The sequence below is a fragment of the Amycolatopsis speibonae genome (assembly GCF_042647925.1).
Classification (GTDB): domain Bacteria; phylum Actinomycetota; class Actinomycetes; order Mycobacteriales; family Pseudonocardiaceae; genus Amycolatopsis; species Amycolatopsis speibonae.
In genome coordinates, this window is record NZ_JBHRWK010000064.1 from 26,861 (window position 1) to 39,899 (window position 13,039).

12 protein-coding genes are annotated in these 13,039 nt (G+C 69.3%); 4 read left to right on the top strand and 8 right to left on the bottom strand.

Translation table 11 applies throughout. The features are described from left to right. Positions 1 to 420: 420 nt before the first annotated feature. The 4 genes from ACFOSH_RS33700 to ACFOSH_RS33715 are packed head-to-tail and all read right to left on the bottom strand — an operon-like array spanning position 421 to position 5,186. On the bottom strand, positions 421 to 1,041 hold the full coding sequence (locus ACFOSH_RS33700; protein ID WP_378243904.1) for a PaaI family thioesterase: 621 nt from the start codon (positions 1,039 to 1,041) through the stop codon (positions 421 to 423). Then, a complete protein-coding gene (locus ACFOSH_RS33705) occupies positions 1,038 to 1,895 on the bottom strand; it encodes a MaoC/PaaZ C-terminal domain-containing protein (RefSeq protein ID WP_378243906.1) in 858 nt (285 codons plus the stop codon). The genes ACFOSH_RS33700 and ACFOSH_RS33705 overlap by 4 nt, the downstream gene beginning before the upstream one ends. A gap of 2 nt (positions 1,896 to 1,897) precedes the next feature. Beyond that, entirely contained in the window at positions 1,898 to 4,042 is a 2,145-nt protein-coding gene (locus tag ACFOSH_RS33710; RefSeq protein ID WP_378243908.1) for an acyl-CoA dehydrogenase, read from the bottom strand. A gap of 1 nt (position 4,043) precedes the next feature. Further along, on the bottom strand, positions 4,044 to 5,186 hold the full coding sequence (locus ACFOSH_RS33715; protein ID WP_378243910.1) for a steroid 3-ketoacyl-CoA thiolase: 1,143 nt from the start codon (positions 5,184 to 5,186) through the stop codon (positions 4,044 to 4,046). Positions 5,187 to 5,329: 143 nt separating this feature from the next. Here ACFOSH_RS33715 and ACFOSH_RS33720 point away from each other — a divergent pair, with 143 nt between their 5' ends. Beyond that, a complete protein-coding gene (locus tag ACFOSH_RS33720; RefSeq protein ID WP_378243912.1) occupies positions 5,330 to 6,256 on the top strand; it encodes a 3-oxoacyl-ACP reductase in 927 nt (308 codons plus the stop codon). On the opposite strand, the gene ACFOSH_RS33725 is transcribed toward ACFOSH_RS33720, so the two are convergent. From ACFOSH_RS33725 to hsaA, 4 genes are all read right to left on the bottom strand, one after another. Next, positions 6,257 to 7,033, bottom strand: a complete 777-nt coding sequence (locus tag ACFOSH_RS33725) for an SDR family oxidoreductase (RefSeq protein ID WP_378243914.1) — start codon at positions 7,031 to 7,033, stop codon at positions 6,257 to 6,259. 71 nt (positions 7,034 to 7,104) lie between these two features. After that, on the bottom strand, positions 7,105 to 7,707 hold the full coding sequence (locus ACFOSH_RS33730) for a TetR family transcriptional regulator (protein ID WP_378243916.1): 603 nt from the start codon (positions 7,705 to 7,707) through the stop codon (positions 7,105 to 7,107). Positions 7,708 to 7,821: 114 nt separating this feature from the next. Next, the gene (locus tag ACFOSH_RS33735; RefSeq protein ID WP_378243918.1) at positions 7,822 to 9,306 is read right to left on the bottom strand and encodes an MFS transporter; all 1,485 of its coding nucleotides are present in this window, start codon (positions 9,304 to 9,306) and stop codon (positions 7,822 to 7,824) included. Between the two features lie 93 nt (positions 9,307 to 9,399). Next, complete coding sequence (hsaA, locus tag ACFOSH_RS33740; protein ID WP_378243920.1) at positions 9,400 to 10,539, bottom strand: 3-hydroxy-9,10-secoandrosta-1,3,5(10)-triene-9,17-dione monooxygenase oxygenase subunit; 1,140 nt, start codon at positions 10,537 to 10,539, stop codon at positions 9,400 to 9,402. Between the two features lie 99 nt (positions 10,540 to 10,638). Here hsaA and ACFOSH_RS33745 point away from each other — a divergent pair, with 99 nt between their 5' ends. Genes ACFOSH_RS33745 through ACFOSH_RS33755 form a run of 3 tightly spaced genes read left to right on the top strand, consistent with a single transcriptional unit; the run spans position 10,639 to position 12,844 of the window. Continuing rightward, a complete protein-coding gene (locus tag ACFOSH_RS33745; RefSeq protein WP_378243922.1) occupies positions 10,639 to 11,778 on the top strand; it encodes a Rieske 2Fe-2S domain-containing protein in 1,140 nt (379 codons plus the stop codon). Beyond that, positions 11,775 to 12,053, top strand: a complete 279-nt coding sequence (locus tag ACFOSH_RS33750) for a ferredoxin (protein ID WP_378243924.1) — start codon at positions 11,775 to 11,777, stop codon at positions 12,051 to 12,053. Before ACFOSH_RS33745 ends, ACFOSH_RS33750 begins: the two co-directional genes overlap by 4 nt. After that, complete coding sequence (locus ACFOSH_RS33755) at positions 12,053 to 12,844, top strand: SDR family NAD(P)-dependent oxidoreductase (RefSeq protein WP_378243926.1); 792 nt, start codon at positions 12,053 to 12,055, stop codon at positions 12,842 to 12,844. Before ACFOSH_RS33750 ends, ACFOSH_RS33755 begins: the two co-directional genes overlap by 1 nt. Positions 12,845 to 13,039: the final 195 nt, after the last annotated feature.

Sequence of the window (13,039 nt, forward strand, 5' to 3'; positions counted from 1 at the left end):
GGCAGCGATCACGCGTGATCAGAGACGGATCTCGCGTGATCAGGCGGCGATCACCGTCTGATCACGCGAGTCACGTCCTCGCTCACCGCGTGTTCAAACACGACGCCAGCTTTGCCTTACCCCGCAATAGAACCCGAATCGCCACTCACGACCAACCCCGACCCACTCGGTGCCGTCACCTACCTCGGCGAGGCGTGAAGGTCGAGTTTCCTCGGCTGAGCCGGGGGAAGGGGGCCTTCATGCGCGGCCGCTGTGACTGCTGGGGCGAACGTGGCGATCGCTAGGGTAGTGAAGGACTCGTTCGCTACCTTCAGGGTAGGCAAGGAGGCCTTCACGGACCGAACCTGCGATCAATCCGAACCCAGAATCCAGTAGCAGTCTGCCGACGTCAGGTGTCGCGAAAGGCAGCCCGGCCGAGGCTCAGCGAGGTCGCGCGAGGTGCTTGTTCACGAAGATGCCTTCAGCCGAGACGCAGACCTGCCCGCCCGCGCTGATCGTGCCGCGCGTGTGGATCTTCCGCCCCTCCACCGATTCCTGGCGCCCGGTCACGGTCAGCTCTTCGAACAGCGGAGTCGTCCGGTGGTAGCGCAGGGTCAGAGTCCCGGTCATGCCCGATTCCCCAGCCCAGTGGTTGGCGACGCCGAGGGTGTGGTCGAGCAGCAGGGCCGAGATCCCACCGTGGACGCAGCCCGGCGGCCCCTGATAGGGCATCCCGAGCGTCACCCTGCCCTCGATTCCGCCGTCGGCGAGGCCGACCAGGTGCAAGGGCGGCGCCACGGCGTTCTCGGGCCCGGTCACCGGGTCGTGCCGGGTCACTCCCTCGCCCGCCCACATGTCCACCAGTCTGTCGGCCACCGCGGGAGCGTGCTCTTCGAGATGGTCGGCCACTTCGTTCAGCTTGCCGGCGATCTCGGTCATTTCGGCCGGGGTGCCGTCTCCCGCGTGCAGCAGGGCGGCGATCACCCGGCGGGCGGCGGCGACAGCGGCGTCGACGCCGCCGTTGCCGGGCGAAGCGGTCAGTTCGGGTTGGGTGGCGGTCACCAGGTCACCTCCGCGGTCGCGTGGTCGAGGACCGGCGCGTCGTCACGTTCCGGGCAGGTCGCGGACAGCGACAACCGCGAACCGTCACGCCACACCGCGATCCGCATCGTCTCCCCCGGGTGCAGTACGCCCGCGAAGCGGACCGCGAGCCCACGCAACCGGGTGGAGTCGCCTTCGAGCAGCCTGTCGACCACTGTTGCCGCAAGGATCCCGTACGAGGCGAGCCCGTGCAGAATCGGTCGTTCCAGGCCTGCCGCTTTGGCGAAGGCCGGGTCCGCGTGGATCGGGTTCAGATCCCCGTTGAGCCGGTAGAGCAGCGCTTGCCCCGGGCCGGTGCGCGTGTCGGCGACCAGATCGGGCACGCGGGACGGCGGCCCGGCAGGGGAAGCGGGTCCCGCCGGTCCCCCAAAGCCACCTTCACCCCGTAACCAGATGCGCATCCGCGATGTCCACAGTGGACTCCCTTCCGGGGTCGACGCGGTGGACTCGTACTCGACGACAGCCGCCTTGCCCTTGTCGAAGATGTCCACGATCCGGCTGGCGAGTCGCGCGAACCCGCTCGGAGGCAGCGGCGCGTGCAACGTCAGCGCCTGGCCCGCGTGCAGGACACGACGCAGGTCGACGTCGACACCGGGCAGGTCGAGCGACGCGGGCGGTTGCGCCCCGGCGGAAATCCCTTGTCCCGCCACCATCGCGAAGGTCGGCAGCACCTGGAGATCGCGCTCGTAGGTGTAGGTCAGATCGTCCGGGCGGACGCCGACCGAAAGGTGGTACAGCAGCACGTCGCGCCGGGTCCAGGAGAGCGTGCGGACGGACGGCTCGGCCGCCAGCGCCTTTTCCACGTCGATCGGCATGGTCACGCCTTCCCGTGCTCGTCGCGAGGGAGCCCGAGGATCCGCTCTCCGATGATGTTCAGCTGGATGTCCGTCGTGCCACCGGCGATCGACAGACAGCGGCTGTTGAGGAACCACCAGGTGGCGTCCCGCATCCGCGGCTCGGTGGTGAGCGACGCGACCCCCTGCCACTCCATCGCGGTCTCCCACAGCGTCTGGATCTGCTCGGTCGCGAGCAGTTTGGCGATACTGGACTCGGCGCCGGGCTGGGCACCGGCGAGCGAGCGCAGCGTCGTCCGCAGCCCGAGCAGCGCCACGCACTGCGCGTCGCCCAGCAGTTTCCCGAGGGTCGCCTCCCGGACCGGATCCGGTGAAGGACCGGCCAGCGCGATCAGTTCCTCACCCGGGTCGCCGAACGCGGAGCCCTTGGTCATGGCGACACGCTCGTTGGCCAGCGTGGTCCTGGCGAGCTTCCAGCCCTCGCCCGGCTGCCCGACCAGTCCGCTGTCCGGGATGAAGACCTGGTCGAGGAAGACCTCGTTGAACAACGCCTCCCCGGTCAGCTCCCGCAACGGCCGGATCTCGATCCCGGGACTGCGCATGTCCAGTACGAAGTAGGAAAGACCGCGGTGGCGGGGCGCGTCGGGATCGGTCCGGGCGAGCAGGATGCCCAGCCCGGCCTCGTGGGCGCCCGAAGTCCAGACCTTCTGTCCGGTGATCCGCCAGCCACCGTCGACCTTCTCCGCACGGGTGCTCAGCCCGGCCAGATCGGAACCGGCGCCGGGCTCGCTGAAGAGCTGGCACCACACGACGTCTCCGCACAGCGACGGCGGGATCCAGGACTGCTGCTGTTCCTGGCTGCCGTGTGCGACCAGGGTCGGCACCACCCAGTCGCCGATCACCATGTCGTGCGGCTCCAGCCCTGCCGCTTCGAGTTCGTCGGCGATCACCAGCTGGGTGATCGCGTCGGCTCCCTTGCCCCAGGGTTCGGGCAGATGCGCCGCGGTGTAGCCACGATCGGCGAGGTAGGTGATCCGCTCCTGGCCCGCCAGGGCCTTCGCCGGGCCGAGTTCGGTCCGGACCCGCTCACGGGTTTCGGTGGCAGGGAGACTGATCCCGAGCCCTCGGCGCACCCCGGCGCGCGAGAGCGCCCCCACCCGGCGGTGCCAGCGCTGCGCGGGCCCCAGCACGATCCGGTTCGTCTGCGCACGGCGCAGGAAGAAACCGGCGAGGTGTTCCCAGGTGAAGCCGATCCCACCGAGCGTGTTGATCAGGTTCTTGACCGTGCTGAACCCGGCGTCGACCGAGGTGGCCGCGGCGATCGCGGCGGCCAGCGAGCGTTCGTCCGGCTCCGTCGTCCCATCCCACGCGCGTGCCGCGTCCCAGGCGCACGCCCGCGCGTGCTCGGCCTGCGCCAGCATGCGCGCGACCCGGTGCTTCACGGCCTGGAACTGGCCGATCGGCCTGCCGAACTGGACCCTCGTCCGGGCGTACTCCGCGGCCGTCCAGGTGGCGTAGTCGGCGATGCCCGCCGCCTCCGCGGCGAACAGGGTCGCCGCCAGATCGAGTGGCAGCTGCGCGTCGCAGTCGAGCAGGTCACCCGGCACGCGGTCCAGGGTGACGCGGGCGAGGCGGCGGGTCTGGTCGTGGCCGGGCGGTTCGGTGACCTGGGCAGCGGACCCGGCCACGACGGCCCAGCGGGTCTTGCCCTCACAGGTCACCGGGACCACGAGGACGTCGGCCAGGACACCTCCCAGCACCGTCGTCTCACCGGTCACCACCGACCCGTCGGACGTCAGCTCCCCGTCGAGGGCCACCGCGCCGACGACCGAGCCGTCCGCCAGACCGGCCAGGTACCCGGTGTGGCCCGCGCGTTCCAGCACCGCCGACGCGAGCGTGGTGGGCAGCCACGGTCCCGGTACCAGTCCGCGGGCCAGCTCTTCCACCACGACGGCGAGTTCGAGCATGCCGTAGCCGGAGCCGCCGTGGTCCTCCGTCAGATGCAGTCCGAGAAGGCCGAGCTCGGCGAACACCGGCCAGCAGCCGGGAAGCTGCTCCTTCGCGGCGTCGATCGCTTGCCGGACGGCGGTTTCGCCGCTGTGGCGGGACACCAGCCCGCGCACCGTGTCGCGCAGGTCCAGGTGTTCTTGGTCGAGTCCGAGGCTCATTTCAGATCCGCTCGATGATCGTCGCGGTCGCCTGCGCGCCGCCGGCGCACATCGTGACGAGCGCCGTGCCGCCGTCCGTGCGTTCAAGCTCGTGCAACGCCTGCGTGAGCAACCGTGCGCCGGTCGCCCCGACAGCGTGCCCGAGTGCGATCGCGCCGCCGTTGACGTTGACCTTGTCGAGGTCGGCCTCGTGCACCCGCGCCCAGCTCAGCACGATCGACGCGAACGCCTCGTTGACCTCCACCAGATCGAGGTCGCCGAGCTTCATCCCGGTGCGGTCGAGCACCTGCCGGGTCGCCTCGATCGGGCCGTCGAGGTGGTAGTAGGGCTCCGCGCCGACCATGCCGGAAGCGAGGATGCGAGCGCGCGGGCGGAGTCCTCCGGCCTCGGCGGCGGCCCGGCTCATCAGCAGCACCCCGGCCGCTCCGTCGCTGATCTGCGAGGAGGTGCCCGCGGTGTGCACGCCGTCGGTCAGCACGGGACGCAACGCGGCCAGCTTCTCTTCGGACGTCTCCCGCAGGCCGCCGTCCTGCCGCACTACGTGCCCCTCGGGTACCTCGACGGGGACGATCTGCGCGTCGAACCGTCCTTCAGCCCATGCTCGCGCGGCGCGCTGCTGTGACCTCAGGCCGAACGCGTCCGCGTCCCCCCGCGTGATCCCCCGGCGGGCGGCGATCCGCTCGGCGGCCGCGAACTGGTCCGGCAGGTCGATCGACCAGCTGTCCGGCACAGGTGACCCGCCGCCCGCCAGGGCCGCGCCGAGCGGCACCCGGCTCATCGCCTCCACGCCGCAGGCGATACCGGCGTCGATGCTTCCGGCGGCGATCAGGCCCGCGACCAGATGCACCGCCTGCTGCGCCGACCCGCAGGCGCAGTCGATCGTGGTGCACGCCGTCGCGTACGGCAGGCCGGCGTGCAGCCAGGCGTTGCGCGTCACGTTGTTCGACTGCTCGCCCGCCTGGGTCACACAGCCGCCGATGACCTGGCCGATCCGAGCCGGATCGAGGCCGGACCTGGACAGGAGCCCGCGTTGGAGGGTGCCGAGCAGTTCCGCCGGATGCAGAACGGAAAGAGCGCCGTTGCGCTTGCCCACGGGTGTCCGGGCGGCGTCGACGATCACGGCTTCGGTGGTGCGAGTGGTCATGCTCCCGACCCTGACCGATCACCGCTACGGAGCGTGGAACCGATCCCACTCACCGGTCGACGCCCGCTGACCGGGACGAGCCGGACGCTTCCGCCTTCTCGCGCCTTAGCGTGCGGCCACCCGTACCCGAAGGAGTACACAGCATGAGCAATACTGACCTGTCCGGCCGCACCGCGATCGTCACCGGAGCAGGCGGAGGATTGGGCCGCGCGGAGGCACTCGCGCTGGCCGCCGCCGGCGCGAACGTCGTGGTCAACGACATGGGCGAGGCCGCTGAGACGGTCGCCAAGGAGATCCGCGCGCTGGGCCGCGACGCCGTCGCCGTACAGGGCGACGTCGGTGACTGGTCCTTGGGCGACACTCTGGTCGCCGCCGCCGTCGACACCTTCGGCTCTCTCGACATCGTGGTCAACAACGCCGGTGTGCTGCGCGACATGATGCTCTTCAACCTCACCGAACAGGCGTGGGACGACGTGATCCGGGTGCATCTGAAGGGCCACGCGTCGGTGTCCCGTGCTGCCGCCGTGCACTGGCGGGCGGCGGCGAAGTCCTCCGGTGAACCGGTCTACGGCCGGTTGATCAACACCTCGTCCGAGGCGTTCCTCTTCGGCGCCGCGGGCCAGCCCAACTACTCCGCCGCCAAGGCGGGCATCACGGCGCTCACACTCTCGGCCGCGCAAGGCCTGAGCCGGTACGGCGTGACCGCCAACGTCCTCTGCCCCCGTGCCCGCACGGACATGACGGCGCACGTGTTCGCCGCCGATCCCGACGGCGCCCGGGAACTGGACATCCTCGCGCCCGAACGGGTCGGCACCTTCGTGTCCTGGCTCGCCTCGCCCGCCTCGAAGGAGGTCAACGGGCAGGTGTTCGTGGTGTACGGCGAAATGGTCGCGCTCATGGCCGCTCCCACCGTCGAGCGGAAGTTCACCGCCGCCTCCGGCACGTTCAGCGCCGAAGAGCTGGCAAGCGAAGTCACCCCGCACTTCGACGGCCGCAAGCCGTGGCAGGGCTACGCCGCGTACTCGGTGGCCGAGCTGGACACCACGGGGGTGTCCAACCTGGCCACCTGATCAGAAGACCTCCGGCCCGCGCACCGTCACCTCGGCCCCGCCGTCCACGTAGACGACCTGGCCGGTGACGTGCGTGTTCGCCGGCGAGATCAGAAAGCCGAACACCTCCGCGAGATCCTCGGGCGCGGCATGGCCGTTCAGCGGCATCGGTACCGCGGTGGCCATCGCCTCGCGCATCCTCGCGTCCTCGAACAGCGGCGCGCTCATCGGTGTCAGCACGACCCCGGGCGCCACCACGTTCAGCGGGATACCGGCGTCGGCGTAACCGGGCGCGATCGCCAGCCGCCGGGCCCACTGCGCCAGGGCCGACTTCGTCGACGGGTAGATCCGGTGCCCGCTACCGGTCTCGAGCAGCGGAGCGCAGCGCCCGACAGCCGCGTCCTCGTCACCGGACAGAAGCGCCGCGACGAGATCGGGATCGACAGGCTGGGTACCGGAGATCGATCCGGTGACCGCGATCCGCGGGGCGTCCGACTTGGCGAGCAACGGCTGGAGCGCCGTCACCAGCTCGGTGGTTCCGAAGAAGTTGACTCGCACCATGGTTTCGCCGGGTGTCGCGACACCGGCGCAGGCCACCAGCGCGTCGAGTGTTCCTCCGCACTGCTCGGTGATCCACTCGGCTGCTTCGGTCCGGCCTTCCGCGGTGGACAGATCGGCCTCGATCTCGGTGCCGCGCAGATCGACGCCGAGGACACGGTCGCCCTGGTCTCGCAACAGCCGGGCGGTGGCCTGACCGATCCCCGAGGCGGCTCCGGTGACAACGATGGTGCGGGACATGAGACCTCCGGATTCAGAATGTGCGAGCGACGGTAGGGGCCGTCAGGAATCCGGAACCGCGATGATCCCGCTCAGTGGGCTTCGTGCGCCAACAACAGCTCGCACAGCCGACGTACGTCGGCCTCCGCCTCCGAAAGCGACCAGCGGCCGTTGAGCGTGCCGATGAGCACGCCGTACCAGCCCTGCTCGACCAGCCGCATGATTCGCAGCTGATCGTCGGTCGGATCGGTGATCCCGGCGGTACGCAACAGCAGGTCCTGGAACACGTCGTCGATCCGGGTCGAGCCGGTCATCGTGTCGGCGTGCGCGGCGTTGTTGGACTGCATCATCGCGAGCGCCAGACGAGGCCGTTCGCACAGCCTTCGCCCGGCTTCGAGCAGGAGCGCGGCGACGGCCTCGGCGGGGGTCCCGTTCTCGGGCCGCTTGGACGTCTCGGCCAGCCGCTCCACCTGCGCGCGCATCACTCCGAGGAACAGATGGGTCTTGGAGGGGAAATACCGGTAGAGCGTCGCGATCGCGACGCCGGATTCCTTGGCCACGTCGTGCATCTGCATCCGCTCGAGCCCGTGCTCGGCGCCGAGCCTCCCGGCGGCCTGCAGGATCCGGCGGTAGCGCTCCTTCTGCTCCGCAGAGCTCGGCCGGGCCGGCGCCCTGACCTCCGCGATTCGTGGCACCTGTCCCCCTTGGTCGATTCGTCGTCCAGTGTCCGCGCGGCGGGCCGTACCCGCTCGCATGCTACCGGTGACCGGGACGGCCGTCCCCGCGAAGCGACGGCCGCCCGGCTGCGTTCAAGCTGTCTTGACCGCTTCGTCCCGCACCGCGTCGTCCTCGGTGTCCAGGCCGCCTTGAGCGGGCTGACGGCCGTGCCGCATCACCAGCACCACCAGGACGCCGACGACACCGATGATGCCGGACACCAGGTAGGAGCTGGTGAACGCGGAATCCGCGTAAATGACGGTATGAGATCCGGGCAGCACGGTACGGACGTGCTGCGCCATCACCGATCCCGTGACAGCGGTGCCCGCCGCGGCGGCGACAAGCGCGATCACCCCGGCGATCCCGTTGCCGACGCCGCTTTCCCGCCGCGGCAACGCGTCCTGCAGCAGGTTCGCGTTGGACGAGTGCAGGAAACCGACCGCGAAACCGGCGATCACACTGGTGATGGCGACCTGCCACTGCTCGGTGAACAGCCGCGAGCCGAGGAACTGCACGACCAGGAACAGGAGCCCGGCGGCCAGGAGCACGTTCCGAGCGCCGATCCGCCTCGACAGGTGACCGCCGAGCGGCCCGGCGACCATCGCCACCGCACCGAGCGGGAACGTCCACACGGCGAGTTCGAGCGCCGACAACCCGACGCCGTAACCGTTTCCGGGAACGGGCGGGGTCTGGAAGATGGTCGGGCTGCTCACGGCGTGCGCGTTCATCATGTACGAGATCAGCCCGACGGCGACGACCGTCGCCCCGAACTTCCTCCCGACGAGCAGGCGCAGATCGATCAACGGCTCCTTCGAGCGCATCTCGACCAGTACGAAGACGAACAGGACCACGAGGCCCACACCGACCAGGCCGAGGGTCGTCGGCGAGGTCCAGCCCTGTTTTGCGCCTCCGCCGAGGCCCACCATCAACGCGGTCAGGCTGACGCCGAGCAGCAGAGCGCCCAAATAGTCCATCCGGGACCGGACCCGCACCGGGCTTTCCGGCACCGTCGCCAGGAAAACCGGCAGCACCAAGGTGATGTAGACGATCAGGAACCAGAAAACGCCCTGATAGCCGAACGAATCGACCAGCCAGCCCGCCACGAACGGCCCGGCGACCGCGCCCATCCCGACTCCGGTCACGACCGTGCCCAGCGCCACCGGGACCTGGCTGCGCGGCAGGATGTCCCGCACCAGGCTGTAGGACAGCGAAACGATGCCGACCAGCGGCCCCTGCAACGCCCGGCCGAGGAGCATCAGCGCGAACGAGTCCGTCACCGCGCACAGCACACTGCCCGCCAGGAAGACGGCCGCGAGCACGGTCAGCACGCGCTTCTTGCCGAAGCGGTCGCCCGCCTTCCCCGCCAGCGGCAGGACGACCGCTCCGGTGAGCGTGACGATCGAGGCCACCCACGCGACGTTCAGCGTCTGGAAATGGGCGGCCATCTTGGGCAGAGCGGGGAAGACCATCAGGATCTCGAACGTGGCGACCTCCGTGAGCAGGATGATCGGCACGATCATGAAGAACAGCCGTAGCTTCGGGACCGGAACATCCTCGGAGGTGGTGTTCAGCGCCATCCTTGCTCCTTCGGGCTGGGGAGGGACCAGTGGCCGGGGAGCGTAAGTCGGCCTTTCCGGCGCCGATGTGAGCCGTCCCACTCACCGGGCTGGTCAGACGAGGTTGTCCTCGACAGGGATTCCGAAGACTCCCTTGCCGTACATGGCGAGCGCGCGTTCGACGTCGTTGGCGACGTGCACCGAGCCCGCGTGCGCGTCGCGCCAGGCCCGCTCGATCGGAGTGCCCCGGCGCAGGGAATTCCCTCCCGCGGTCCGGAACAGGATGTCGATCGCCGTCAGCGCGCGCTCGGTTCCGAGCACCTGGTCACGCCGGGCTCGCAGGCGTAGCTCCTTCGGCAGTTCAAGCCCGGCGGACGCCGTCGCGTACAGCTCGTCGAGGTTGCGGTCCATCTGCAGGATCGCGGCGTCCACTTCGGACGCCACGCGAGCGACGGAGACCTGCGCGTAGTGGTCCTCCGCGAACCGCCCGCCGCCCAGGCTGGTCCGCACCCGATGCCGCATCTCCTCGGTGTAGGCGGCGAAACAACCTCGCACCGCACCGATCACGGGGGTGGTGATCGCCGAGGTGAAGACGGCGCCGAACGGCAGCCGGTAGAGAGGACCGTCGTTCACCTCCTGCCCCGGCCCGCGCAGCAGAGCGTGCTCGCGGTTGCGCAGAACCCGGTGCCGCGGCACGAAAGCGTCCTCGACCACGAGATCGTTGCTGCCGGTCCCGCGTAGGCCAACGGTGTCCCACACGTCGACCACGGTGAAGTCCTCCGCCGGAACGAGCACGGTGAGGAAGTCGCCCTCATCGGCGATCGCGCCGAGCAACGCCCAGCCCGCGTGCGCGCATCCGGACGAGAAACTCCACCGGCCCGACAACGACCAGCCGCCGTCGACCGGGGTCAGGCGTCCGATCGGGCTGTAGGAGGAGCACAGCAGTGTGTCGGGATCTGCTCCCCAGACGTCGTCCTGCGCCTGTTCGGGGAACAACGCGAGTTGCCACGGGTGCACCCCGAGGACCGAGGCGACCCAGCCTGTCGACCCGCAGGCTCCCGCGATCTCGCGGATCACCTCGTAGAACCGGCGCGGGGCTGATTCGTGGCCGCCGTAGCGTTTCGGTTGGAGCATGCGGAAAACCCCGGCGTCGGTCAGCTCTCCGATGGTCTCGGCCGGTACTTCGCGCCGTTCGTCGGTCCGCCCGGCGCGGGCGGCGATCTCGGGCAGCAGTTCGAGCACCTCAACGTTCATCGGCCGAGGATGCGCCGCGCACCGGCCGGTCACGGCGGCCGACTTCCGATCAGCGGGACTTCAGGCTCCCGAATCCCGGCGAAGTCCGAAACTCGGGCCATGACCGCACCGGACGAAATCCGCCGCATCGAAGCCGACGACACCCCGACCCGCTTCGCCCGCGGCTGGCATTGCCTGGGCCTCGCCAACGACTTCACGGACGGCGAGCCGCACCAGGTGCTCGCCTTCGGCCAGAAGCTCGTCGTCTTCGCCGGCGCGGACGGCAGGGTCAACGTGCTCGACGGCTACTGCCGTCACATGGGCGGCGACCTGTCGATGGGCACGGTGAAAGGCGACGAGATCGCGTGCCCGTTCCACGACTGGCGCTGGGGAGGCGACGGCCGGTGCAAGAAGATCCCCTACGCGCGGCGGGTGCCGCTGCGGGCCCGGACAGCGGCGTGGCCCACCCTCGTCCAGGACGGACTTCTCTTCGTCTGGAACGACCCCGAAGGCAAACCGGCCCCTACCGAGGTCACGATCCCGCGTATCGAAGGCGCCGAGCGGGACGACTGGACCGAGTGGCACTGGTACACCACCGTCATCGAGGGCGCCAACTGCCGCGAGATCGTGGACAACCTGGTGGACATGGCCCACTTCTTCTACGTCCACTTCTCCTTTCCCACCCAGTTCAAGAACGTCTTCGAAGGCCACGTCGGATGGCAGTTCCAGCAAGGGATCGGCCGGGAGGACGCGCGGCCTCGATCGAGCCAGAGCGGTGGCACCCAGCTCCTCGGCAACACCAGCGTCGCCGCCTATCACGGTCCCTCGTTCATGATCGACGATCTGACCTACCACTACTCCGACGGTGACGTGCGCAGTGTGCTGATCAACTGCCACTACCCGATCAGCGCCGACTCGTTCGTGCTGCAGTACGGGATCATCGTCGAGAAGGCCGCGCATCTGGCGGATCCGGCCGCGATGGCCGCCAAGATGGGCGACTTCATCAAGATCGGGTTCGAGCAGGACGTCGCCATCTGGAAGAACAAGACACGGATCGACAACCCGCTGCTGTGCGAAGAGGACGGTCCGGTCTACCAGTTGCGCCGGTGGTACGAGCAGTTCTACGTCGACGTCGCGGAGGTGACGCCGGACATGACCGACCGGTTCGAGTTCGAGATCGACACCGCCCGGCCCAACGAGGCCTGGCGAGCCGAAGTCGCGGCCAATCTGGCCGCACGCGCTGACAGCCCGGCGCGATGACGACGCGCTCCGACGAACGGCTCGCCGACACCCCGTTGCGGGAGGTCGGCTGCGGTAGCTGCGGTGCGCGGGTCGAGGTGCGCAAGTCGAGCTGGGAGCAGACCAGCATCCAGTGGACGGGATCGGCGTGGGCGTCCTGCCTTGAACGGCAGGCGGCGTGTCCGGGCGCCTTCTTTGCCGGCTGCGGGGCCCTCCGCCAAGCCATCACGGACGCCGTGCTGTGCGGCGAGCTGCCCGTTCACGATCCTTCCGCCGCTCCTGGAGGTCCGCACTGATGGTCGATACCGAGAAGTACGGACCTTGGGCGGTCATCACCGGCGGCTCGGAGGGCGTGGGGGCGGCGTTCGCCCTGCAGCTGGCCGAAGCCGGCGTCAACCTGATGCTGATCGCCCGCAAGCCCGGGCCGCTCCAAGAGACCGCGGCCAAGGCGCGTGCCCTCGGCGTGGAGGTGCGCACGCTCGCGCTGGACCTGCTGGCGTCCGGGGCAGCCGGGGAGATCATCGCGGCGGTGTCCGATGTGGACGTCGGCCTCCTCGTCCACAACGCCGGAGCGAACAGCCACGGACACGAGTTCCTCGACGGCGACCTGGCAGGGTTTCAGGGCGTCATCGATCTCAATGTCACGGTGCCGCTGGCGCTGGCCCACCACTTCGGCGCGCGGATGAAGGAACGACGGTGCGGCGGCATCCTGCTGGTCGGCTCGATGGCGGGCTACTTGGGGGCGGCCCGGCAGAGCGTGTACGGCGGCGTGAAGGCGTTCGGGCGGGTCTTCGCCGAGGGGCTGTGGCTGGAACTGCGCGAATACGGTGTCGACGTTCTGGAACTCGTGCTCGGTGTGACTCGTACGCCTTCGATGGAACGAGCCGGGCTGAACTTCGACCTTCCCGGTCTGCTGGTGGCCGAGCCCGCTGACGTGGCTCGCGAAGGGCTTCGACATCTGGCGGATGGGCCGGTGTGGGTCGCTGGAGGTAATGACGCTGGTGTACGGCATCGCAGTGGGGTGGACCGTGCCGGGCTGGTTTTGGCTGCTCATGAGGCGATGACGCGGTTGCTACCGAAGGTTTGAGTGGTTGGGGATGGTTGTGGCGGGCTGGTATTTGCCGGTCTGTACGAGGGTGGCACCGGTTCCGGATCTTCCGTTGATCAAGGTCGTGTCACTCAGCTTGGATCCACCGGTGTTGATGTGGTGTTTGGGGTGTGTCTGGGTACGCAAATGCCCTCTGGCTTGGGATGATTGTTCTTGCGACGGAACAAAAACCAG